Genomic DNA, 24592 nt, shown 5'->3' with positions numbered 1-24592 from the left:
TTAACCGAACTCTCTTTTTTCTATTCTACTGTAATCATTTCCATTGTATGTTCGTGAACACCTTCATCATTTTCAACATGGACTTGAACATGGTATTCCCCTTTTTCAGAGAATGAGTATGTACCTGTGTACTCACCAGGCTTCATTTCTTCTGTTGTGACCCACTCATGTTTTTCTGATCCATCCTGCCATATCTCAAAGCGAACCTGTGCTTTTGAAAGTGATGTATCATTTTTTGTTACATGCGTTATTAATTTTGTTTCTTTGGCAACTTTGACATCATCAGGCTTCATAAAATGAATAAGAACACTAGATTCTTCGTGGGAATGTTCGTTACCTTTTTCCTCATGTGGATGATCATCACCTTCATCATGTGCATGACCACCATTTTCTACATTTCCAACAGCTACTGTCGCTTTCGGCATCGTATGCATCTCTCTAGCGGTTACATGCACTTGAACCTGGTATTGGCCATCGTTAGTAAATTTGTATTCTGCTGTATAAAGTCCATCTACTTTTTGTTCTGATTTAATCATTTTGCTATCTTTTTTCTTTCCTTCCATCCATACTTCATATTTCACCTCTGAAGCATCTTCTACCTTTTCATCCCCTTGAGTTACCACCGTTTCAAAGACTACAGTATCTCCTTTATCCACTTTTTCAGGAACGGATAATTCAGCTTTGACCGGTACTAAATTCCCCTCATTTGAAGATCCGTTATTCTTTTCTTCATTTGTACCACATGCTGCAATCATTAAAGAGAGTATGGTAACCACTCCAAATAATTTAAATCGTTTCATAGATTTTTCCTCCAATTCATTACTACACCTCTATTCTAGCAGGCTAAATGGGTTTTTAAACATCGAAATTGTAGCTATTAAAAGGAAATTTTGTGAAGAGAACTTCATAATTTGAAATGGAGTATAGATCCGAATATATTCAATAAATTTTATTTTCGTGCAATAATTCTAATTTTCGTAAAATTGACCCTTTGCCCCCCTGATACTTCTAAAAAAGCCGGCCATTCATTCAACATGAATAGCCGGCTCCATTTACTGCTCCATTACCACATTTTTATATCGTTTTTTAAACAATGCCATAAAATATCCTATTGATACAATGACAAACCCTCCAAAGAACAGAACAAGTGTTATTAGGTTTTGCCACATGAAGGCAAAATCTCCGCTTGAAATGACAGCTTTAAAAGCTGAAATGGAGTATGTCATAGGCAATACTGTACTAATTTTCTGCAGTGCTTGAGGGATGAGCTCTATTGGGAAAGTACCAGCACTGGCTGTTAATTGAAGAATTAAAATAATGATCGCAATAAAACGACCGGGATCCCCGAACATTGTAACAAGTACCTGAATTAAACCTATAAATGTAAGGCTAGTAACAATCGTGGATAGGAAAAATAATGGGATGCTTTCCACTTCGATTCCGAGACCAAATAGAAGAATTCCGCCAGCAATTAGAGATTGCAGGATTCCAACAGTAACTAATACAGTAAATTTACTTAAAAACCAAGAGAGTCCATTTGCTGGACGGATAGTAGGTTCTTTTAATGGATAGACAATTGAAATTAACAACGAACCAACAAACAATCCAAGTGATAATAAATATGGCGCCATTCCAGTTCCATAGTTAGGTACTTCATGGATGGCACTTTTATTAAGATCTACAGGGCCAGCCATCATATCATAATTCTCCTCATCAGCTTCGACTGAATGGGCCTGTTCAGATGCATCATGAAGCTTATTACTTAGCTCATTTGTACCTTTACTTAATTCTGTAGTGCCATTGACCAGCTTTGTTGAACCATCTGTGAGTTTTTGGGTCCCATCCGTTATTCTGGATGATCCATTATATAATTGATTTATGCCATTATTAAGGGATGAAGCTCCTTCTGCTAATTTAGTTGAACCTTTTACTGCTTCAGCAAACTTTCCATTTAGTAGTGATAGGTTTTGAATGATTTCACTTTGACCACTTTGCAGCTTTTCTGCCCCTGAGCTTAATTGAGCAGAACCATTTGTAAGTTCTCCTAAACCTGTCTGTAATTCCATTTGTTTTTCGTTTAAAAGCTTTAATCCCTGTGAAAGCTCATTTGCTCCTGGCTGTAGTTGCGCAGCGCTACCAGCAAGCTGTTCCGTACCTACCGTAAGATTAGTTGTACCAGCTTTCAATTGTGTAAATGCCTCTACTAGCTCTTTTTGTTTATCAGGAGGTAACATGGATAATAATGGTGACAATTCTTGTTCAAGCTGTTGAACCCCATTGTTTACCTCAATGGCACCATTGTTTATCGATTGTGCTCCTGAATGTAATTTATTCATTCCATTTGCAAGACTTTCTGCACCTTGCTGGATCTCTCCAGTTTTTGTAACCATTTCACCTGTACCAGCTTTTGCTTGTTCTAACCCTTGATTTGAAGCTTGGATTCCTTGAACTAGACGATTAATATCAGGGTTAGCCTCCTCAATACCATTTAAAAGCTCACTATATCCATTTGACAGCTGAGACAGCCCCGTCCGAAGCTCTGATGAACCACTAGCAAGAGAAGCCGCTCCTGACTTAGCCTCTGAAAACTTCCCATTGAATTCAATATTTTTTTGCGCAAGTGTTTGGAGATTGTTTTTTAATTCCTCTGCACCTTTTGAGACTTTTGAAGCACCATTATTAAGCTCAGAAGCTCCTTTCCTTGCCGTTTCGAATCCTTCCCCTAATTCTCCCACTTTATCAAACATTGTTTCTGCATAGGTTTCGGTTACCGATTTAGATAAACTAGACTTAATTTCCTCCATTGCTCTATCTCCAATTTGGGCAGAAAGAAAATTGTAGCTTTCATTTGGAACATATTTTAATGTGAGTTTTTGGGGTTCATCTTCTAATAATGTTGTAGCATTTTTAGAAAATGTACTCGGGATTTCAACTAACATATAGTACTCTTGATGCTCTAAATTTTCATACCCATCCTTTTTCGAAACGAAATGAAAATCAAATTGGTCACTTTCCTTTAAATTGTCTACTAAATCATCACCAAGATGAATCGTTTCTCCGTTGTATTCTGCAGGTTTATCACTATTTACAATTGCCACTGGGAGCTCTTCAAGCTGTTCGTACGGGTCCCAGAAAGCCCATAAGAACACGCCGCTATACATAATCGGAATAAACAAAACGGCAATGATTGGAATCAGTAGTTTCTTATTTTTAAAAATCGCTTTAAACTCAGCGAAAAGCTGTGACTTTTTCATTTTACATCCCCCTTATGGATTATTGACTATTTTATTCATTTAGTCATTTTTGTTAAAAAAGAGAAGGACTATCATTTTGACAATCCTTGAAATAAATAAAGCTGGAATAGTTCTAATATTTCATCTTTATCTAATGGCTGATGATATTGTTCCCAATCGAAAATTAACGATATATAGAGTTTTAACATGATAAATGCTGTCATTTCAGGATTACACTGCCTAATTTCACCACGATCAATCGCTTCTTGAACTTTCACTTTAATGTAATTTACGATTGACTTCTCAATTTCTTCCATAGCTTCATGTACAGCAGGGGTTCCCATTTCCCTTTCTTCTTGGAACATTTTTATTGTTAGCTGATGTTCTTTCCTAAATTCTAGAATTCGATATAGAGCTCGATGCAGATTTTCATAAAATGATAACTTATCATTAATGGTGTCTTCTGCCGCTTCTTTCATTTCTCGAATTAGTGTTGTTGCTATTTCATTAAAGAGCTCTTCTTTATTTTTAAAAAACGTATAAATGGTTCCCTTTCCAACATTGGCTAGTTTTGATACTTGATCCATTGTCGTTGCTTTATATCCAAACATTGAAAATGACTTTGTTGCCGCTTCTAAAATTAATTTTTTACGATCCATAGACACTTTAACGCCCCCCTCTGACCAAATGACCAAAATGTAATTATAGTCATTTCTGCTCGTAAATTAGATTATCACGAATAGGATTAAAAAATCAACCTCTTTAAAATAAAAGGCTGTTTTCGTATACTTGGTTGTTATTTTTCAAATATAGAGTAGTAGTTGATTTCCGCTCCAATCAACTTCTTCATCGCACAAAATATATTTATAAACAACAATCTTTTAGAAATGAGCAAAAAAAAAATAGGGCAATAACAATGTACAAGAAAATATCAATAACTTTGATATCGCTTCTTGACACATGATCATTTGCCCTATTTTTTATGATAAATAATTTAACACATGCATTACTGCTGCTTCTCCTTGATCGATGCAATCGGGGAGACCAATTCCTTCAAAGGAGCTACCAGCAATAAATACTCCTGGCAGTTTATGTTCAATTGAATCTTTAAGTTTAAAAACCCGATCTTTGTGTCCTACTGTATATTGCGGCATAGCATCCTTCCATCTAGAAACAATTGTAAAGTCAGGGGCCATATCAATATCCATGATTTTGCTTAAATCATCTAAAACAATTTTTTTAATCTGGTCATCTGAAAGGTCAACAACTGCTTCATCTCCAGCTCGTCCCACATAGCAGCGAAGTAACACTTTACCATCAGGAGTCGTATGAGGCCATTTCTTATGTGTCCATGTACAGGCTGTAATCGTATAATCACTATTACGTGAAACAACAAAGCCCGTTCCGTCGATATCCTTCTTGATCGCTTCTTTCGGAAACGCCATAGCTACAGTTGCAACAGATGTAGCAGGCATTTCTTTTAAATGATCAAACATGGAATACCTTGAAAAAATCGACTGAATAACATTATGCGGAGTTGCAACAATGATACTGTCTGCACACAATTCTTCTCCCGTATTCAAGATGACTGAATAATGCGTTCCCTCTGTCTTTTCAACCGAGTTTACTTTTACACCCTTGATGACGCTTTCTGGTTTCAATTTTGCCTCAATTGCGTCTACAAAAGATTGCAATCCAGAAGTTATGGTTAGAAAGACTCCTTTTTTCTTTTCACCTTTTTTTACTGGTGGAGCAGCCGTTGTCTTCTTCATACCCAATATTAGACTTCTATGCTCTTGCTCAACTTGATAGAATTGAGGAAAAGTCGCCATTAAACTCATTTTATCTATATCCCCGGCATAAATACCTGAAAGAAGTGGTTCTACAAGATTTTCAACGACCTCGTCTCCTAACCTTCTTCGGAAAAATTGACCTAGGGATTGGTCTCCTCGTTCAGATGACTTAGGAAGAACAAGATCGGCTGCAGCTCTAACTTTTCCCTGCATGGAAAACAGACCCGTAGTAGCAAAAGGCGCCATTTGTGTGGGGATTCCCATCACAGAACCACCTGGCATAGGGTGTAGCTTTTCATTCACAAGAACATAAGAAGTACCGGTAGAATTACTTATTAGTTTATCTTCCATACCGACATCTACAGCTAGACGGGATGCACTCTTTTTTCTTGCCAAAAATGAATCAGGACCACGTTCAATGACAAAACCGTCTTTGATAACGGTCTGAATTTTCCCTCCCAACTTATGCCCCGCTTCAATTAGCGTGACTTCAATTGGTCGTCCAGATTGATCTGCTTCTTTTTGTAAATAATAGGCAGCTGTTAAACCGGTTATTCCCCCACCAATTACTACAACCTTCTGTTTCTCTTGCAACACGGTTTCATCGCCTTCTTTTTCTAGATTTCTTTCATGATTTTAATTGTTTCAAAATGATAGTGGCTAATGCATCTATGAATTCAGGTTTAGCGTTTGGCATTTCCGGACGGTAGTAGCTCACTCCCAGTTCATCTGTTACTACTTTACATTCATAGTCATTATCATATAAGACTTCGAGATGATCCGCGACAAACCCAACCGGGATATAAACAAATGCTTTATAGCCTTTTTCTTTATATAACTCTCTTGTTAGATCTTGTACATCTGGTCCAAGCCATGGATCAGGGGTGTTCCCTTCACTTTGCCAGCCAATGGCATATTCATTTACAGCAGCACCCTTCACAATCAATTTGGCTGTTTGATCCAATTGGTCTGGATACGGATCACCATCTTTTAAAATGCGTTCAGGAAGACTGTGTGCAGATACAATTAGGACTGAATGATCTCTTTCATCTTCCGGCATATTTTCATACGTTTCACTTATTTGATCTACCCAATACTGAATAAACTTGGGCTCATCATACCAGCTTTCAACAGAAGTGATATGGGGTCCTCCTAGTTTTTCAGCTGTTTCTTTTGCACGGCCATTATAAGATTTAACGCTAAATGTTGAGAAATGTGGAGCCAATACAATTGAGACCGCTTCTTCAATACCATCCTTGTGCATTTGTTCCACTGCATCTTCGACAAATGGTTCTATATGTTTCAATCCCAAATAAGATTTAAATTCAATTTCATCTTGGATCGTATTTAAATGGACTTCAAGCTTATCGGCTTGTTCCTGGGTAATTTCAGCAAGCGGGGAAGTTCCTCCAATTGCTTCATACCGTTGACGTAAATCCTCTAACATCTCTGGTGCTGGTGGACGTCCGTGACGTATATGAGTGTAATATCTCTCTATATCTTCTTCTTTATATGGAGTTCCATAAGCCATTACAAGTAAACCCATCTTCTTCTTCATGTTATTCCACCTCATTTAAAGACTCAGTAGCTATTGTGCCATATATATTAAATGATACCAAAATAGTTTGCTCTATCCTCTATTTTTGCTCACTGAATACTCATGGATAAATGACGTTAATCGTTTCAATGTTTCTGGCTTTACCTCTGGAAAAACACCGTGGCCCAAATTAAAGATATAACCTGGGCTTTCCATTCCTTGATCTAAAATTGCTTTCGCTTTCTCTTCAATCACTTCCCAAGGAGCTAAAAGAATAGCTGGGTCTAAATTCCCTTGTACAGGTTTTTTTATTCCCATTTGACGAGCTTCCCTAATTGGCAATCTCCAATCCAACCCAACAACATCAAGAGGCAGGTCATGCCATTCCATTGCCAGGTGGCTAGCCCCGACACCAAACATAATCAGAGGCACTCTTTCTTTTTTTAACTCAGAAAAGATTTTCTCCATTGTAGGTTTAATGTAATAGCGGTAATCCGCAACATTTAAAGCTCCTACCCAAGAATCAAAGATTTGAAAAGCAGAGGCTCCCGCTTTGATTTGAGATCGACCATATGTAATCGTCATTTCTGCTAGTTTATCCATTAATGCGAACCATGCTTTAGGCTCTGCATACATAAATGCTTTTGTTTTGTTGTAATTCTTTGAAGGTCCTCCCTCAATCATATAGCTTGCGAGGGTAAACGGTGCACCAGCAAATCCAATAAGCGGTACTGAAAGCTGCTCTTGTGTTAGGATTTTGATCGTATCTAGAACATATGGTACATCGTTTTCTGGATCAATCTCACCTAGGCTTTCTATATCCTTATAGGAAGTAATTGGATTATCGATAACGGGCCCAATTCCTGATTTAATATCCACCTTTACACCAATGGCAGGAAGTGGTGACATAATATCTTTATAAAGAATGGCCGCATCAACACCATAATTTTCAACAGGAAGTCTTGTCACATATGCACCAAGCTCTGGTTGATGTGTAATTTCAAACAAAGAATATTTCTCTTTAATTTCACGGTATTCAGGTTGGGAACGCCCAGCTTGACGCATATACCATACTGGTACTTGGTCAGTCTTTTCACCCCTAGCAGCTTTAAGTAATGTATCATTAAAAGTCTTCATACTTTTTTCGTCCACCTTTCTAACTATCTTTTCACATTGTAATATACTTTAAAATGAATAAAAAATTATCTTTTAAAATACCGTACTTTTACACGGATACAACTATAGACTGTTTAAGGAGAAAAGTATAGTATTTCAAAGGAAATGTCATAAAATTGCCGAAATAACAGAGCTGACTGCACTTTAAAAAAATTCCAAATACAATAGAGTTAATAAATTTTCAGGAAAAAGGTTACAAGATGATAAATTTAGGGAAGAGTAAGTAGAAACGAATCTAGATGAGGTGAGAATGATGAAATTATACATGGCGATAGGTACATATGAATTTTTAAAGAAGATTGAACAAAAACATTCAAATGAATCAATGATAATCATGCAGAATGCCGAAACTTCTTTGCTCATTCACGAAACAGAGGGTGACTCATTCTTTCAGGAACCACGCCGATATGAAGTTATTGATCGCTCAGGGAGCCTTCAAAATAGTGGATTTGTAGTTTGCAATAATATCCCGGTAACAGATGAGGGTCGCCCATTGTTTGAATACCGCTTTAAAAATCGAGCAGGTCTAATAGAAAACGCTCCAGGCTTTATAGCCATTAGAGTCCTAAGACCGCTAGATACTGACACATATGTCATCATGACGTTATGGGAAAACGAAAAAGCCTTTTTAGGATGGAAGAATTCGAAACAATACTCAAATGCCCATGAAAATAAGAAAAAAAGTAATGATGGAGAGACTAAAAAAGACAATTTCCCGCGAGCCTCTTATGTTAAACAGTACACAATTCCTAACGAAGAAAACTAAATTTGATCCAGATAGAGAGAAAGGGTGACTTGTTAGACTAAAATTTAGTCACCCCCTTCTTAATTGGATCCGTGTTTTGTTCCCCCCCCCTCTAATTTTTTGCTTATACCCATTAAACCAAGAATAGGCATTCCAAATGAAATGAAAGAATCCCTTTCTTTCTCTATGAGTAATATGCTCTTACCAATACAGAATGAAGTAAAAAATATTGGAGAAAATAGGAGAAATGAGAGGAGGAATGACCTTGCATGCATGGCTTTCGCTTATTCCCTTTTTGATTGTAATCAGTATGTCGATTTGGTTAAAAAAAATATTACCTGGACTAGTATTAGGAATTTTAGTTGGCTCTTTTCTTATTAAGGTAAATTTGTTAAGTGGTTCTGAACAAGCGATCCAATTCATTGTCACAACACTTTCTGACGAAACAAATATTAAAATTGTCGGGTTTTTATATTTATTTGGCGGGCTAGTTGGAATGATGAAAATATCTGGGGGAATTAAAGGATTCTCTGAATGGATCGGCAAAAAAATGAATACGCAGCGTGGTTTATTAGCATTAATTTGGCTCACCCTCCCCTTTACGTTTATGATGCCTATGTTTCGGATAATGATGATTGGTCCAGTTGTTAAATCCTTAATGGAGAAAGTGAAAATTTCAAAGGAAAAAGTAGGGTTTACAATGGATGTCTCAACAGCATCTGTCATTGTTCTATTACCGGTTGCAACAGCTTTTGTCGGTTTTATGGTATCGCTCGTTGAGGCTGGTATTCAAGAAAATGGACTAGAGCTCACACCCTATTCCGTGTTTCTTCTTAGTATTCCATTCAACTTCTTTGCGATTGTAATGTTGATTATCGGCCTAATCCGTACATTCTGGAAATCAAAAAAGCAAAAGGAAGAAACCAATCACAAAGAGGACGAAAAAAAAAGTCAACACCAATACCATAGAATTGGTATAAAAAAAGAATTAAGTATGGTAAAAGCACAACCATGGAATTTAATCGTCCCATTATTTCTCCTTTTAGGGCTTTCCTTATTTCTATTATGGCAAGACGGGATCTCAAAAGGCGCGGATACATTATTTGATGCGTTTTCTGAAGCTGACGCAACCTTTGTCATGCTTCTAGCCGTTTTCATCACACTCATTTTGACATTTTTATTTTACGTTATCCGCAAACTGCCCCTAGATGAAATGTTGTACCACTTTATTGATGGAGGAAATCAACTCATGCAAGCGATCATCCTCCTTATATTAGTATGGGCTCTGTCCTTAACAGCTGAGGATCTTGGATTCTCAGAATTCATCAGTTCATCTTTAGGAAACTTTTTGCCTGTTTTTACGATTCCAGCTATTATATTTTTGATTGGATCTGTTGTTGGATACTTTATAGGATCCTCATGGGGAACGTGGGGATTATTTATGCCCCTTGGAATGACTCTCGCGACAGCCACTGATGCATCGATTCCCATGACCGTGGGTGCTGTCTTTGCAAGCGGATCTTTTGGAGCAATGACTTCCCCCTTGGGCGACACGACCATCACGACTGCCTCCATTTTAGAAATGCCACTTGTCGACTATGCTCGATATAAATTGAAAATCTCGGCTATTGGTGCAGGAATTGCCACAGTACTATATCTTTTTGGTGCATGGTTATTTTTATAGGTTGTCTAATGTCAATCCTGCAGTTTACATTCATAAAAAGTTAAATTCTTCCGTATACTTTATCGATATTTTTCTTTTAAAAATAGATAAAGGGAGGGATTCAGCTCACTTGTCCAAAAGCTTAATGGAAAATAAGGATACTTGCATGTGATTTCAATTTATAAAAGAGTAGGTGGGGAAAGTTGAGAAATCCGTGTTTACTTCTTATTGACTTTCAAATGGGATTTCAGTCACCAATTTGGGGAAGAAGAAATAATGTAGGGGCTGAAGAAAAAGCCTTAAGCTTGTTATCACTATGGAGGGATAAGCATTTTCCCATTATACATGTTCAACACTCTTCAACAAATAGTGATTCTCCTCTACATCCTGGGGCAAATGGATTTCATTTCATGGAAGGTTTTGAGCCTTTACCTCATGAAAAGCATATTGTGAAAGAAGTAAACAGTGCTTTTATTGGCACAGAATTGGATTTATATTTAAAAAAGGAAAACATTCAAAGCCTTATTGTCGTTGGGCTTACGACTAACCATTGTGTTTCTACTACTGTCAGAATGGCTGCAAATTTACAATATGATGTCACCGTTGTACACGATGCTACTGCTTGCTTTGAAATGGAGTCCTTTGATGGCTCACTTTATTCTGCTGAATCGATTCACCACTTGTCACTGACCAATTTACACCTAGAATTCGCTTGTATCAAAAGCTATGATGATGTGATAAAAATGTTGACAACTACTCGTTAGCAGGTAAAATGAGGTTGATCCTTTGGGTCAACCTCAAAAAAGGTTATTGTCCACTTATCGTAATTCCATTTCGATTTGCATAAATAGCTGCTTGTGTTCGGTCTGCTACATCTAGTTTACTTAAAATATTGCTAACATGCGTTTTCACTGTTTTGATTCCAATAAATAACCTATCAGCAATTTCCTGATTTGTCATACCTTCTCCTAAGCACTTTAATACATCAAGCTCTCTCACTGTAAGATCTTCATGAAGCTTCCTTTGCTTTGGACGAAAGCGATTCATCATTTTATCTGCAACTTGAGAAGCAATTACTGACTCCCCTTTTGCCGCTTTATAAATAGCTGTTGTCACATCTTCAGCACTAGCCGTTTTTAATAGATAGCTATGTGCACCTGCTTCAATTGCTGGAAAAACCTTTTCATCATCATAATAGCTTGTAAGGATAATAATTTTACATTTTGGAAGAAATGTAAGGATTTCTTTTGTTGCCGCTATCCCATTCCCGTCCTCCATAAGTAAATCCATTAATATCACTTGAGGCTGATAAAGCTTCGCTAACTTTACAGCTTCCTTTCCACTTTTAGCTTCCCCCATAAACTCGATCGAATCTTCTGTTAATAAATATGTCCTCATTCCCAAACGAACCATTTCATGATCATCCACAATCATGACTTTTATTTTTCTCAACCTTGTTGCCTCCTTTTATTCAGTAGGGATTGTCATATGAATATAGGTTCCTTTATTCTTTTTAGAGCGAATTTCAAAGATTCCTCCGATTTCCTCACAACGCTCCCTCATGGTTTGTAACCCATAGGATGTCAGTTTATATTGATCAACATTAAAACCATTTCCGTTATCGCTTATATAAATTGTGAGAGAACCCTTTAGTTGTTTCGTCTCTACTTTAATTTTTGTCGCTTCTGCATGTCTAAGAACATTGGAGAGAGCTTCTTGTATGATTCTAAACAGATGTGCTTCTGCTCCTTTAGATAAGCTATTTAAATCATCAAAGTGAGCGTCAATACAAATAGATGTCTTGTCTTTCAATTCTAGAACTAATGTATTCAAAGCTTGAGCCAACGTTTCCCCTTTTAAATCAACTGGACGTAAATGTAATAATAACGCTCTCATTTCTCCTTGAGCTTTTGCTGCAATTTCTGCTACTTGACTCATAATCGATTCTGCCTCATCTTTTTTAGGCTGTTGTAAGCTTCTCAATGCTGCAGATGATAACATATTGAGAGCAAATAGCTGCTGACTTACAGAATCATGTAAGTCGCGCGCAAGTCGATGTCTTTCCTCCATAACAGCAGCATGGTGAGCTTGTTGAGCGAGTTCAGACTTCTCATCAGCCAATCGTTGTAAGGATCTAACTTGATCCTGAATATAACCCGCAAGCTGATTGAGTTCCTCAGAAAGAATTCCAATTTCATCCTGTTCAGACTGATGGACTCTCTCTGAAAATTTACCTCTTCTTAATGTCGAAACAAATGCCGATACATCATCTAATCTGCTCGTTAGTGTGCTACTTGAACGAAGTGCCGAATAAACACTTACCATGATAAAAATAATAAAAATAACTAGAGTTAAATAGATTGTCCCCAAAAGATTTAGCTGTGGGGTATCGGAAATGATCAAATAACCTTGTAGCACTAAAAATATAAGAAGAGTTCCCATTACTCCTGTCATTAAGTAGCTTTTAATAAACCACGCTCTAATTGTATTGGAAGATTTCATAAAGGCTCACCCCATTTATACACGCATGATCCGTACAGACCCAATTTTTATAGCAATGCTCATTCTGATTCTCTTATTTGCTTCTTCATAATCAGGTGAACGGTAATAATATTGAGGACTTACTTCTGAAGATTTTCGATCGAAAAGTCTAATTTCCCCAACGCTTACACAAACATCAATTTCAACAGCTACATCTTCGGGGACAAGCATTTTCAATTCACCCATCCATCCCTTGATAAGAATAGGTGTCTCCCCTTCAGGGATATACGCTTTACTAAGGTCAAAATAATAATTTCCAATTCCATTGTGAATACTCATTGGCTCTAATGGCCAATTGGGATCTTTAAATTTCAATTCACCTATAAATACATTGTGATGATTTCTTTTATGTTTCTTTTTTGTCTGGCTTTTAATCTTGTTTTTTATGACTGTTTTTTCATCATTATCATGGGGTGCTATATTGACCCTAATCTTCTTTTTCCAAAAGAGACCTTGAAAAGCAATTGCTATAATAAAAACAGGCCATAATCTCCACCAATCACTATAACTAAAGGTTACTAATTGCAATTGATCGAGTATCTTCAGGCCCCCTAATATTCCCACGAATAATCCAGCCATTATTTTTCCGCTGCTTCTATATCGAAAGCTATCAACAATCCACTTTATCCCTGTACTGACAAACAAAACCGGGAGTATTCTGACAATAATCTCTTTTATTTCCAAGGAAATGACACCAATATTAATGAGTAGGAGCATGATCCCTATTAATAATAGAAAGGCAGAAAAAAACCATTGCCTTCTTCCGTTCGTTTTCAAGATGCTTCACCGCCTTATTCTCCTCAATATGTGAATTCTATTTACATGTCGAAAACTCCTTTTCTTAGTCCTTATTATAAATAAGTTAATGAACAAGATAAGAGTTGCAAAGGCATGATTTGTTATCCGTCTTAAGACGGATTTTATTCTCCCTGTCTCTCACAAGTACGGAAAAGGTGACATATTCTGTAGTACATTAACCGTGGCAAATGCCTATACTTTGCTACTTAAGGGGTGTTCCTTTTGGAAATCGAATTAACGATGCTTCACTGGATTTATTTGCTGTTCATTGGGCTGATTATTCTGTTTATGGTGTTAAGGCGAGATACTTCTTTAATATGTATTATCGGAATTTTTCTCCTTGCCTTAACCGCAACAGGCTCTTTGACCGAGTCTATTAGCAGTATTTTTAATAGCTTCATCTTTGCGATAACCCAACTGCTCTCTACTATTCTTGTTATCTCTATTATTGTAGCAATGAGTAAAAGTTTAACAACGACAGGGATCAATGATGCGATGATTTCACCATTTACGAAACTCATTAAAACTCCGACACTTGCTTATTGGACTATTGGGATCTTAATGATGGTGATTTCATGGTTCTTCTGGCCATCCCCTGCGGTTGCTTTATTAGGAGCAGTTCTATTACCCGTTGCTCTTAGAGTGGGATTGCCAGCATTGGGGGCTGCCATGGCGATGAATCTATTTGGTCATGGAATTGCATTATCCGGAGATTATGTCATTCAAGCAGCTCCTAAACTAACAGCAGATGCTGCAGGATTACCGATTTCTGAAGTACTTGCAGCAAGTATTCCACTTGTAGCTGTTATGGGAATAGTGACTACCTTCTCCGCATTCTTGTTTCTAAAAAGAGATATGAAAAACGGCAAATTAAAAGTTCACACTTCTACGATTGTCATGAATTCTTCGGATGCTGACTCTAGCCAAGCACTGTCCAACTCATCAAAAAAATTCTTTGCCTTGTTAATCCCAATCCTATTTGCCCTAGACATTGTTGCAATGATCACCTTTAATTTACAGGGAGGTGACGCAACAGCTTTAATTGGAGGGACCTCTGTTCTTATCCTTATCTTAATCTCCCTTGTTGGCTATAAAGGAAAAGGTCTCGAGAAAACCACGAGTTTCCTGATCGAAGGTTTTCAATTCGGCTTTAAAGTTTTTGGTCCGGTGATTCCGATTGCGGCTTTCTTTTACTTAGGTGATTCTGGCTTTCAAACCATTATTGGGGATTCCCTTCCTTCAACTTCCCAGGGAATTGTAAATGATCTAGGTGGGGCTTTAGCATCGGTCGTTCCGATATCTCAAAGTGTTGGTGCTATCACATTAACAACTGTTGGTGCGATTACAGGCTTAGACGGCTCTGGTTTCTCAGGAATTTCACTCGCAGGCTCTGTTGCTAGCCTCTTTGCAGAAGCAATTGGTTCTGGTGCAGCAACTTTAACAGCACTTGGTCAAGTAGCGGGTATCTGGGTTGGAGGAGGGACATTAGTTCCATGGGCCCTTATTCCAGCAGCTGCAATATGCGGAGTGGATCCATTTGAATTGGCTCGTCGAAATTTAATGCCCGTCATTATTGGACTTGTGGTGACAACGATCGTTGCAATGTTTTTAATTTAGAAAATATCTCAAAAGAATCTACTATTGGTGTTATAATATTCTTAATAGTAAATGTATTAAGGAGGACTTTATGTGATCGAAAATCTTTTGAATAAATTAGAAGCTAATTGGAACGAGATGGTTGAAATTAGACGATATCTCCATCAGCACCCTGAACTATCCTTTAAGGAATATGAAACGGCCCAATATATCGCGAATTATTATAAGGAAATAGGTATAGAAGTAAATCACGGCATCGGAGGGAACGGACTTGTAGCGACAGTTAAAGGATCTAAGCCAGGATATACGGTCGCTTTAAGAGCCGATTTTGACGCCTTACCAATTCAAGATGAAAAAGATGTTCCATATAAATCAAAGGTGCCTGGGGTCATGCATGCATGTGGACATGATGGGCATACTGCAACACTTCTTGTATTAGCTAAAGCTCTAAAGGAAATGGAGCATGAATTAGAGGGGACTTATGTATTCATTCACCAACATGCCGAAGAATATGCGCCCGGTGGTGCGAAACCAATGATTGAAGCTGGTTGTTTAGATGGAGTGGATGTCATTTTTGGAACCCATCTATGGGCACAAGAGCCGCTCGGAAAAATCCAATATCGAACAGGACCACTTATGGCGGCTGCAGATCGTTTTGAAATCGTTATAAAAGGAAAAGGAGGACATGGAGCCCAACCACATTTAACAAAAGATTCGATTGTCATTGCTTCCCAGCTCGTAACAAACCTCCAACAAATTGCAAGCAGACGGATTAATCCGGTCACCCCTGCCGTTGTCACTGTGGGTTCATTCGTAGCCGACAATGCCTTTAATGTGATCGCAGACTCTGCAAAATTAATTGGTACGGTACGAACATTTAGCGAAGACGTGAGAGATTTCATAATGGAAGAAATGAGAAAAGTAGTCAATGGAACATGTATCAGTGCAGATTGTGAATACGATTTCACCTATGATAAAGGGTATCCTGCTGTCATTAATCATGAAGAGGAAACACAATTTCTCATTCATTGTGCCGAGGAAATAAGTGAAGTAACAGAAATAGAAGAAAGTGAACTTCAAATGGGTGGAGAAGATTTCTCCTATTACCTTCAAAAAGTAAAAGGAACATTCTTCTTTACTGGCGCAGCACCAGACGGAGTAACAAATCCTTACCCACATCATCACCCAAAGTTTGATATAAATGAGAAAGCAATGCTAATAGCGGCGAAAACATTAGGAACGGCTTCACTTCGATATCAGCAAAAATATAGTGAAGAGAGAGCTCTACAGAAATAACTCCTGGAAAAATCTCTGGAATGAAATCGGTGGAGTATCCTTAGTTCGTGAAACTAATAAAAGATCAAAATAATCCGCATTGAATCACTCCATTACGCGTGATCTGTGCGGATATTTTAATCAAGTTCATATTTTGTACGTAAAATTGTCAACCAAAAATACGACGTACTTTGAAGAAGTAATGCTAAGAGCATTGTCGGACGTCATTTTTAGGTTTTTGCAGATTTTAGTTTGATTTGACCTTTTTGAGGTCCTCATTTTTACTTTTACGGATTTTCACGGCTCCATTCGACCCTTTTGAGGTCCTTATTTTTACTTTTGTGGATTTTAGCTGCTTTTAACGGAATAATTATTCCATGACTCAAATAAACCTATTCTACAAAAAAGGATAACCAGTACGGTCATCCCCTCTTCCCAAAATATCTAATTCGATAGGCAAATTTCGCGGTCTCTCCTAATTGATCTAATAATTGATAATTTGCATAAGCCCCCACTACCGCCCCGATACCAGGAACCAATTGCAGCATTTTGACAAAATCGATATAGTCTCTATACTCCTGCTGAAACTTTCTCCAATCCATATCTTTTAACCGCTCTACTTCATTGTTCCAATTCTCCATGATCGCTAAGATTTCTTGTCGGTGTTCATCGCTTGAAAACGCCAATTGGAATATATGAAGAATAAAGAGCCTCTCTTCATATTGTTTAACATCATAACCTTGGATTGTGGAGGCTTCAAACAAGTATTTCATTTTAATAGATAATAGCAACGGAAAATCTGCTAACCCAAGCATTATCCCGCCAGCACCTGTTCCTGCCCCCTCAATTGTCGCAGTCTTCCGGTAGACATCAAGTCTTTCTTTCATTAGTTCTTCTTTTTCTTGTAATGTCGATGGCACATTGAGATTTTGCTTTAACGTTATTTTGGATCCTGTTAAAGTCACCTTCACCATATTTTTGATACTATCAGTTATCACATTATGAACTTTTTCTGGAATGATTTTGTTCATTTTGATTTGAGCTTTCTTGGTCACACGATTCAAAATTCCCGATCTTTTCAGTAACTTTCTTTTCCATACCTCAAGTTCACCCTTCGCTACTTTCTCAAAAGAATCCATACGCATCCTGCCCTTTATATTAATGTCTTACACTAATCATACGGATAAAACGACCGATAGTTTCAATTTTCACTCGTTTTCCATTTTTTTGTTCTCGAAGGAAGATACATATGAGAGAACAACAATGAAAATAGAGCAGATACGAACAGGCATATGACTCCTCCTGCCCATTCACCTTTTATCCAAAACCCAAGGGATATGAGGATGGATTGACTTAATAACACCACTTTAACTACGTTCTGAAACGATTTCTCTTTTATATTTTCAGAAACGGGGTAAATGGATGTCCAGATTTTCATATCATACCTTTTATACAATGGGAGGAGCTGAAAGCCTGTTAGATAAATAAACAGTAATGCAATAAATAAACTAAATAATAGTGAATCAACGACGAGCATTAATATAATGGATACGGATGTTAACCGGAAAATTAATCCAAAGTATTCACTTGTACGAATAATTGAGCGGACGAACAAAAAATTATAGGTTTGTGGTTGACCATATGAAACAAGATTGACAACAGGGTCTAACAGTTTTCTTCTGTGGATTCTTCCTTTTAGCTTTGGAACATCTGTAAACATATTGGCTAAGCGATAGAAGAGAAGCATTCTTTGTTCTTCTAGAGAGATTAGAAGGTCCCATTTAATGCTTTTTTTCATACCAACTCGATAAAAATAAATAAAATAACCAAGCATAATAACCATTGTTATGCCGCTTATCCAAATATCAGCATCGTTAAACAAAAAGTATAAGAGAACTCCATTCAAAAGCAGTCTAATAATGAAGTCAACTGTATGGACTTCTTTCTCTTGGTTTTTCAAAATCGACCATTTTACAAATAAATTCCAGCCTTTAAGAATAATTAAAAGGAGCAGCCATTTAAAAAAGGTCGAAAATCCCTCCCCTGTTACCTTCACATACATAGGCATAAAGGCAGCCAAAACGATTAATAATGTATAGGATTGAAAAAGCAAACTGATCCAAACACTTTTTTGAAAATATTGATTCATCTTTTGTTCTAGTGGAAGTAAATAAACTGCATCTGCTTCCCTTAAAAAGGTATAGATCGGACTCAAGCTCACTAAGATGGCGAGGCAAATCGCCATAATAAGGGCAGCAGGAAAATCCTTGTCTAACGTTTGAACCCATTGATTATATGTATAGGCTCCTCCGCCAAGAGCAAAAATTAAAACAAATAATAAATGATCATTAAACATATACCTTAAATATTTTCTTAGCTCCTGATTGTATTCAACGAGCCTTTTCTTCCAAATCATATCAACATTGTTCATGATTGATCTTCTTCCTTTGTTAGCTGAATATAGATGTCATCAAGCGTTGCATTCGGCATATTAAATTCATCTCTCAGCTCTGTCAATGTTCCTGTCGCACGAATTTTTCCTTCATGTAAAATAATAAATGCATCACAGTATCTTTCGGCTGTCGCTAAAATATGCGTGGACATTAAGATTCCTGCACCTTTATTTTTCATTTCCTGCATCCAATTTAATAGTGATTGAATTCCTAATGGATCGAGACCGACAAAAGGTTCATCAATGATGTAGAGACTAGGCTTCACTAAAAACGCGCACATAATCATCACTTTTTGTTTCATTCCTTTGGAGAAATGAGCAGGAAACCATTTCAACTTCTTCTCCATTCTAAATTCCTTGAGAAGAAAAGGAATTCGCTCTTTATATGTTGCTTCATCCACACCATAAGCCATAGCCGTTAATTTTAGGTGCTCCTCTAATGTCAATTCATCATAAAGGATAGGAGTTTCAGGTATGTAAGAGAACTGTTTTCGATAGTCATCAGGGCTGTTATGTAGTTCTTTTCCGTTAATTTTGATCTTTCCACCCTTTGGTTCCATTAACCCTATGATATGTTTAATTGTTGTACTTTTCCCAGCACCATTTAAACCAATAAGTCCAACAATTTGATTCGAATGAATACTAAAAGAAATATCTTTTAAAACCGGCTTACGTGTATAGCCGCCAGTGAGGTTTTCAATCTGTAATAATGACACATGCAACGTCCTTTCTATTTCATAAGTTTCTTGCTTACCTTTTTCTCCTTCTTAAACCGATTCTCCTCTATAAATATTTTATCAGAAATGAAAGCGAATCACATTTTTTAACTGATTTCTTTTCCTTATTTTACAAATCATAAATACCTGATAAGGTGGCATGATAGTTAAGGAAGGGGACAGCAAATATTAAAAACGGGGTGGTTGTTAAAGACCGGGACCGATTTATCCATTTGCGTTAAAAAATAGGGGATGATCATTGCATCAGTTATGACATCCTAACACTTCTTTTACTATAAAAATAAATGAGGTGTTTGTCCAAGACAGATCGTCGACAACTTCTTAATGGTTTAATCCAATAAGAAAAAGGGGATGGTCACTTTGAACAAAGGTCATGCTGTTTTATTATCTTGTATACACTAACATTTCTAAATTATAGATAATGAGGTGTTTATTAAAGAGAATGCAGTCGATTAATTAAACCCTTTTAACCCCTTCATGGAGAGACAGGATTCCTACGATATCCTGTCTCTCTTTCTTTTAGCTGTTAGTAGTATTCACTATAGCCCTTCTTCTTTCCATTTTTCCCCTCATTATGATAAAATACGAAAAAATATTGTTGGAGTGTGATCAAGATGAGTGACTGTATTTTCTGTAAAATTATTGATGGAGAAATTCCTGCATCTAAGGTCTATGAAGATGAACATGTTCTTGCGTTTCTAGATATTAGTCAAGTGACAAAAGGGCATACACTAGTGATACCGAAAGTTCATAAGGAAAATGTTTATGAATTGACACCAGAAATTGCCTCTCACCTCTTCTCGGTGATTCCGAAAATAACAAATGCAATGAAAACTGAATTTAATCCAATTGGTTTAAATTTGTTAAATAATAATGGTGAATTAGCTGGACAATCTGTTTTCCATTTTCACTTACATATCATCCCTCGCTATGGACATGGTGATGGATTTGGATCAGTTTGGAAAACGAATAATGACCAATATACTCCTGAGGATCTTCAAGATATTTCGCAAAGCATCTCTCAGCATATTTAATGGAAGAAAGTATCACTTTATAATCGCTTGACCACTATGTTATACTACTTATAAATTTCGCTAGCGGTCATAGGACACGCTGGGAAATAGATCAGATAAGATTAGCTGAGGAGAGATGAGAAAATGAATACAAAGACGTTAGTAGCCCTTTCCTTATTAGTGGGTATAGGTGCAGCACTTCATGCTGTCATTCCAGGAATATTTTTAGGAATGAAACCTGACATGATGTTAACCATGATGTTTCTAGGCATTGTTTTATTCCCAGATAAGAAAAATGTATTATTACTTGGATTCGTAACTGGAATCATATCTGGAATTACAACACAATTTCCGGGAGGATTCATTCCAAATTTAATTGACAAGCCGCTTACTGCGTTTGCCTTTTATGGAATATTCCTTTTAACCAAGAAAATGAATAAATCAGTCCTTGGAACTGCTGTATTAACTGCTGCAGGAACGATCATTTCTGGAGTTATATTTTTAGCTTCAGCCTATTTTATTGTTGGCCTGCCAGGAGCATTTGTTGGATTATTTGTGGCAGTCGTGTTACCTGCAACTGTCGTTAATACAGGTGCAATGTTTATTGTTTATCCAATCGTTCAATCGATTTTAAAGAGAACGAGCTTTCAAAAGAATATATCTCAAAGCGCTTAAATAATGAAAAAGGAACCCAAAATACCAGGGTTCCTTTTTTGGTACGCTTTTTGTATAGAAAAAAACTTACGATCAAGCATTTTAAGATAAGGTCTTTAAATCTATAATTGACTTACTTTATTTATCCTTTTTTAATGTGTTATAACTAAAAGCAATATTGCCAAAAAAAGCGATATTCCCCCACTAATTCCAAGAACACCTGCACGCTTTTTTAATATATTTTTAGGTGGATATACTCCTGTTTTTTTCAAAGATAGTAAATAATGTGCCATTCCGAAAAATAAAATAATACTTAAGGCAAATAAACCAAAAATAATGCCATCCACTTCTCCACCCCTTCTCCCTATCATTTTCAACCCACGAGAATTTCAAATGGTTTATTACTATACTATGCAAAGGAAAATAGGGATATGAAAGGTCAGATTACTCATATAGTAAATAGGGTAAAGGGAATTTACGGTGGAATGTAGAAGATATATTATTAAGAGACTAATAAGAGGTGAAAACGATGAATTTAAAATCCTTTGGATATGGGCTTTTAATTGGAGCGGCAATTGGAGCAGCTTCAACTCTATTCTCTACCCCTTCATCAGGTAAAGAGCTAAGGGAAAACATGAAGGAAACAAAAGATGAATGGAAAATTGCATTTAACGACATTAAAGTCAATTTAAATGATTTAAAAGCTTCAATAAAAGATTTAACAATGGATGGGAAGGAAACTGTTACACAGCTTATAACTGACATTAAAAGCACGGTTCAACAGTGGCAATCTTCGATCAATTCCAACAAATATCATATTCAGAATGAAATTAAAGAAATTCAAAAAACGATTGAAGAACTTGAACAAAATTTAAATAAAGACGGAGGACGCACTTGAACAACCTGAAATAGGTGGATCAACAAAGTGTTCGAACTACTTATTCCATTGAAATATAGAGGCAGCCTCAGGATATTCTATATTTTCAATTTGTAATTCTTAACACTTTATTAAATTGGTCCCCCTCTTTTTTTACATAAATACTACCTTTCTAAAAATTTTGTCAATTTAGACCTTTATTAATTTTTACTTTATTGGCATAATAATAGTGAGTCATTTTTTCTTCTAGGTGCTAATATTTTTCATTATGTACTCTAACAGAATATTTTTTTTTGATAGAAATACGGATAACAAAGTAGGTGAATGGGATGGACGAAAGAGAATTTTCAATGAAAGAAGCCATGCTATTTAGTCAGAGGATGGCACAATTGAGTAAAGCTCTTTGGAAAGCCATTGAGAAAGATTGGCAGCAATGGATTAAACCATTTGATTTAAACATCAATGAGCATCATATCTTGTGGATTGCTTACCATCTTAAAGGGGCTTCTATTTCTGACGTAGCAAAATTTGGGGTCATGCATGTATCAACTGCATTTAATTTTTCTAAGAAGTTAGAAGAAAGAGAATTGCTTCAATTCTCAAAAAGAGAGAATGATAAGCGGAACACTTACATTCAATTAACGGATAAAGGTGAAAACGTATTATTAGAGCTGATGAAAAACTATGATCCAGAAAAACATTCAATATTTCAGGGTGTTGGTCCACTAAGGGAATTATATGGCCGTTTCCCTGAAATGATTGAAATGATGGCAGTAGTGAAGAATATTTACGGAAATGACTTTATGGAAATATTCGAAAGATCCTTCCACAATATTAAAAATGAATTTACAGAAGAGGAAGGTAAGCTTCAAAAGATTAATGAAGACGATGAAGAGCTTGCATAGTTTAAAGATTTCTTCTGAGATGAATCATCAATTCTAAGTATACGTTTTGCTTTATACAGCTTTCAATTACCTCTTTTGGTTGAAGCTTGGGATGTAAATTTAAGGTGAATTCTTGAAAAAGCGGAGCAAAAAAAACAAACCCTTCCGCTTTTTGCTCTTTCGATTTCTTGTTCAATTTTTCACATAACGAATAAAAATCCTCAACTTCTTTCTGAGATAAGTCTCTCTCCATTACAAGTCGATAAAAGCTAAATTCTTCTTTACTTACGATTTCCATAAGTAGTGAATGATGATATTCTATTTTTTCGATCCTTTTTAAAAGTTCCTGCATTCCAAACCCCACATTTCCTGCTATTAAAACCTCTTCTCCTATTGTACAGAGGTCAACAAGAAAAGCGCAAGCGCCTTGTACAACTTCATTTATTACATATTACCTTCATGCGTCAAGGCAGACCATCAAAGGATGACTGCTTTGGATAATTTTTTCTTTTAAATATTGAAAATTATTTGTATTTCTTTTTCCTTATCAACCTTCACATTTTTTTTACAAAGAATCTTTGTTTTCCTATTGATTTTTTTTACACTTCATCGTAAAGTATGTAAAGCGTAAGCATATATATTGACATTGTCGTCTAAAACGGAGGCGATTTTTAATGCATTGTTGGAAAACAATTAATCTTGATAAACAATTTGGTTTCTACAGAATCTTTTTCTTGTCTTTGTTTGTGATGATGATGGTTTTTTCTGTTATCTATGTACCTATCAATCTAATTATTTCTCAAGATTTATACGATAGTCATTTTTATTATTTTCTTATTGGAACCATTATGGTCTATCCATTACACAAGCTGTTACATTTGATCCCAATTTTACGTTACATGAATAAAATTAAGTATAAAATTAAAATGTACTTTGGAATTTTTCCTGTCTTTTCATTTAGAGTAGACACACCTATCTCTAAATATAGATATATTATTGCTTTATTATTTCCTTTTATGACACTTACGGTCTTGTTTTTATTAGGCTGTTTGTATTTCCCACACTTTGCCCATTATTTTACGATATTAATTGCTTATCATACTGGAGTTTGCGCAATTGACTTTATTTATGCGAAAAGTCTAATGTATTCTCCTCGTCATGCAATGATTGAAGAAAACGAGGATGGGTATGAAATATTAATTTATCAATAAGGGGAACCATTTTCTAGGTCTCCCCTTTTTATTTTTTATTAGGAATTCACACAACTACTTTATAGTAAAATTGTATGACCAACCAATTTCATAATACTTCACTCTACCATTTTTCAGGAAAATTTGATATTGTATAGCTTATAGGAGAGATATAGGGAGGGGAAAATATGATCTCCACATTCGTCATATTTGCATTATTTATTCTTTATTTTATTAATAGAATGACCAATACATTATGTCTACAAAAAGAGATACCAGAAGAAAAACAGCCAAAGGTATTTAGAACGATTAACATCCTCATCACCATACTGTTAATCTCATCTTATGTGGAGGTTCTTTATACATAAGAAGAAGCGCGGAGGCGCCTTGAACAGGTCCGACAAGCATAAGGCGAGTCACATATAAAG

General features: G+C 36.3%; 25 protein-coding genes. 11 read left to right on the top strand and 14 right to left on the bottom strand.

What is annotated here, in order from left to right; genetic code table 11:
- Window positions 1-20: 20 nt before the first annotated feature.
- The 6 genes from JOC86_RS14670 to hemE all read right to left on the bottom strand — a co-directional run bounded on the left by JOC86_RS14670 (window position 21) and on the right by hemE (window position 7700).
- Window positions 21-800 (bottom strand): FixH family protein, encoded by a 780-nt coding sequence (locus JOC86_RS14670; RefSeq protein WP_205173667.1) that lies wholly within the window; start codon window positions 798-800, stop codon window positions 21-23.
- A gap of 252 nt (window positions 801-1052) precedes the next feature.
- The gene (locus tag JOC86_RS14665; RefSeq protein ID WP_205173666.1) at window positions 1053-3254 is read right to left on the bottom strand and encodes a YhgE/Pip domain-containing protein; all 2202 of its coding nucleotides are present in this window, start codon (window positions 3252-3254) and stop codon (window positions 1053-1055) included.
- 71 nt (window positions 3255-3325) lie between these two features.
- Window positions 3326-3892, bottom strand: a complete 567-nt coding sequence (locus tag JOC86_RS14660) for a TetR/AcrR family transcriptional regulator (RefSeq protein ID WP_205174236.1) — start codon at window positions 3890-3892, stop codon at window positions 3326-3328.
- Window positions 3893-4213: 321 nt separating this feature from the next.
- Window positions 4214-5623 carry a protoporphyrinogen oxidase gene (gene hemY, locus JOC86_RS14655; protein ID WP_205173665.1) on the bottom strand — a complete coding sequence of 470 codons (1410 nt, stop codon included), beginning with the start codon at window positions 5621-5623 and terminating at the stop codon, window positions 4214-4216.
- Between the two features lie 31 nt (window positions 5624-5654).
- On the bottom strand, window positions 5655-6584 hold the full coding sequence (hemH, locus tag JOC86_RS14650; protein ID WP_205173664.1) for a ferrochelatase: 930 nt from the start codon (window positions 6582-6584) through the stop codon (window positions 5655-5657).
- Between the two features lie 72 nt (window positions 6585-6656).
- On the bottom strand, window positions 6657-7700 hold the full coding sequence (hemE, locus tag JOC86_RS14645) for a uroporphyrinogen decarboxylase (RefSeq protein ID WP_205173663.1): 1044 nt from the start codon (window positions 7698-7700) through the stop codon (window positions 6657-6659).
- A gap of 292 nt (window positions 7701-7992) precedes the next feature.
- Between hemE and JOC86_RS14640 the strand changes: the two genes are divergently transcribed.
- From JOC86_RS14640 to JOC86_RS14630, 3 genes are all read left to right on the top strand, one after another.
- A complete protein-coding gene (locus JOC86_RS14640; RefSeq protein WP_205173662.1) occupies window positions 7993-8505 on the top strand; it encodes an antibiotic biosynthesis monooxygenase family protein in 513 nt (170 codons plus the stop codon).
- Window positions 8506-8794: 289 nt separating this feature from the next.
- Window positions 8795-10168, top strand: a complete 1374-nt coding sequence (locus JOC86_RS14635) for a Na+/H+ antiporter NhaC family protein (RefSeq protein WP_239587660.1) — start codon at window positions 8795-8797, stop codon at window positions 10166-10168.
- 182 nt (window positions 10169-10350) lie between these two features.
- Window positions 10351-10911 (top strand): cysteine hydrolase family protein, encoded by a 561-nt coding sequence (locus JOC86_RS14630; RefSeq protein ID WP_239587627.1) that lies wholly within the window; start codon window positions 10351-10353, stop codon window positions 10909-10911.
- Between the two features lie 43 nt (window positions 10912-10954).
- On the opposite strand, the gene JOC86_RS14625 is transcribed toward JOC86_RS14630, so the two are convergent.
- From JOC86_RS14625 to liaF, 3 genes are read right to left on the bottom strand one after another with little or no spacing between them, the layout of a single operon-like run.
- Window positions 10955-11581 carry a response regulator transcription factor gene (locus tag JOC86_RS14625; protein ID WP_205174233.1) on the bottom strand — a complete coding sequence of 209 codons (627 nt, stop codon included), beginning with the start codon at window positions 11579-11581 and terminating at the stop codon, window positions 10955-10957.
- 33 nt (window positions 11582-11614) lie between these two features.
- Complete coding sequence (locus JOC86_RS14620; RefSeq protein WP_205173661.1) at window positions 11615-12649, bottom strand: sensor histidine kinase; 1035 nt, start codon at window positions 12647-12649, stop codon at window positions 11615-11617.
- Window positions 12650-12664: 15 nt separating this feature from the next.
- Window positions 12665-13465 (bottom strand): cell wall-active antibiotics response protein LiaF, encoded by an 801-nt coding sequence (gene liaF / locus JOC86_RS14615; protein ID WP_205173660.1) that lies wholly within the window; start codon window positions 13463-13465, stop codon window positions 12665-12667.
- Between the two features lie 243 nt (window positions 13466-13708).
- On the opposite strand from liaF, the gene JOC86_RS14610 reads away from it, so the two are divergent.
- Window positions 13709-15103, top strand: coding sequence for a hypothetical protein (locus JOC86_RS14610; RefSeq protein WP_205173659.1), 1395 nt, complete (start codon window positions 13709-13711; stop codon window positions 15101-15103).
- Window positions 15104-15175: 72 nt separating this feature from the next.
- Window positions 15176-16378 carry a M20 family metallopeptidase gene (locus tag JOC86_RS14605; RefSeq protein ID WP_419096071.1) on the top strand — a complete coding sequence of 401 codons (1203 nt, stop codon included), beginning with the start codon at window positions 15176-15178 and terminating at the stop codon, window positions 16376-16378.
- A gap of 401 nt (window positions 16379-16779) precedes the next feature.
- Here the strand turns inward: JOC86_RS14605 and JOC86_RS14600 are convergent, their stop codons facing one another.
- The 3 genes from JOC86_RS14600 to JOC86_RS14590 all read right to left on the bottom strand — a co-directional run bounded on the left by JOC86_RS14600 (window position 16780) and on the right by JOC86_RS14590 (window position 19525).
- Window positions 16780-17496 carry an EcsC family protein gene (locus JOC86_RS14600; protein ID WP_205173658.1) on the bottom strand — a complete coding sequence of 239 codons (717 nt, stop codon included), beginning with the start codon at window positions 17494-17496 and terminating at the stop codon, window positions 16780-16782.
- A 62-nt stretch (window positions 17497-17558) separates the two neighbouring features.
- Window positions 17559-18788 carry an ABC transporter permease gene (locus tag JOC86_RS14595; RefSeq protein ID WP_205173657.1) on the bottom strand — a complete coding sequence of 410 codons (1230 nt, stop codon included), beginning with the start codon at window positions 18786-18788 and terminating at the stop codon, window positions 17559-17561.
- On the bottom strand, window positions 18785-19525 hold the full coding sequence (locus tag JOC86_RS14590; protein WP_205173656.1) for an ATP-binding cassette domain-containing protein: 741 nt from the start codon (window positions 19523-19525) through the stop codon (window positions 18785-18787). The genes JOC86_RS14595 and JOC86_RS14590 overlap by 4 nt, the downstream gene beginning before the upstream one ends.
- A gap of 635 nt (window positions 19526-20160) precedes the next feature.
- On the opposite strand from JOC86_RS14590, the gene JOC86_RS14585 reads away from it, so the two are divergent.
- Window positions 20161-20580, top strand: coding sequence for an HIT family protein (locus JOC86_RS14585; RefSeq protein WP_205173655.1), 420 nt, complete (start codon window positions 20161-20163; stop codon window positions 20578-20580).
- Between the two features lie 123 nt (window positions 20581-20703).
- Window positions 20704-21234, top strand: a complete 531-nt coding sequence (locus JOC86_RS14580) for a tryptophan transporter (protein ID WP_205173654.1) — start codon at window positions 20704-20706, stop codon at window positions 21232-21234.
- Window positions 21235-21365: 131 nt separating this feature from the next.
- Here the strand turns inward: JOC86_RS14580 and JOC86_RS14575 are convergent, their stop codons facing one another.
- Window positions 21366-21560: a membrane protein YhzF gene (locus JOC86_RS14575; protein ID WP_205173653.1), complete on the bottom strand. Its 195-nt coding sequence runs from the start codon at window positions 21558-21560 to the stop codon at window positions 21366-21368.
- Between the two features lie 182 nt (window positions 21561-21742).
- Between JOC86_RS14575 and JOC86_RS14570 the strand changes: the two genes are divergently transcribed.
- Window positions 21743-22111, top strand: a complete 369-nt coding sequence (locus tag JOC86_RS14570) for a YtxH domain-containing protein (RefSeq protein WP_205173652.1) — start codon at window positions 21743-21745, stop codon at window positions 22109-22111.
- Window positions 22112-22419: 308 nt separating this feature from the next.
- The gene (locus tag JOC86_RS14565) at window positions 22420-22995 is read left to right on the top strand and encodes an HTH-type transcriptional regulator Hpr (protein ID WP_205173651.1); all 576 of its coding nucleotides are present in this window, start codon (window positions 22420-22422) and stop codon (window positions 22993-22995) included.
- Window position 22996: 1 nt separating this feature from the next.
- On the opposite strand, the gene JOC86_RS14560 is transcribed toward JOC86_RS14565, so the two are convergent.
- On the bottom strand, window positions 22997-23326 hold the full coding sequence (locus JOC86_RS14560) for a DUF1878 family protein (protein ID WP_205173650.1): 330 nt from the start codon (window positions 23324-23326) through the stop codon (window positions 22997-22999).
- Between the two features lie 322 nt (window positions 23327-23648).
- On the opposite strand from JOC86_RS14560, the gene JOC86_RS14555 reads away from it, so the two are divergent.
- Both JOC86_RS14555 and JOC86_RS14550 read left to right on the top strand, forming a co-directional pair.
- Window positions 23649-24185 carry a DUF3267 domain-containing protein gene (locus JOC86_RS14555; RefSeq protein ID WP_205173649.1) on the top strand — a complete coding sequence of 179 codons (537 nt, stop codon included), beginning with the start codon at window positions 23649-23651 and terminating at the stop codon, window positions 24183-24185.
- Window positions 24186-24352: 167 nt separating this feature from the next.
- Window positions 24353-24532 (top strand): hypothetical protein, encoded by a 180-nt coding sequence (locus JOC86_RS14550; protein ID WP_205173648.1) that lies wholly within the window; start codon window positions 24353-24355, stop codon window positions 24530-24532.
- Window positions 24533-24592 lie beyond the last annotated feature (60 nt).

Source organism: Rossellomorea pakistanensis, from assembly GCF_016908495.1.
GTDB classification, from domain to species: domain Bacteria; phylum Bacillota; class Bacilli; order Bacillales; family Bacillaceae_B; genus Rossellomorea; species Rossellomorea pakistanensis.
This window is presented reverse-complemented; position numbering and strand designations above follow the sequence as displayed.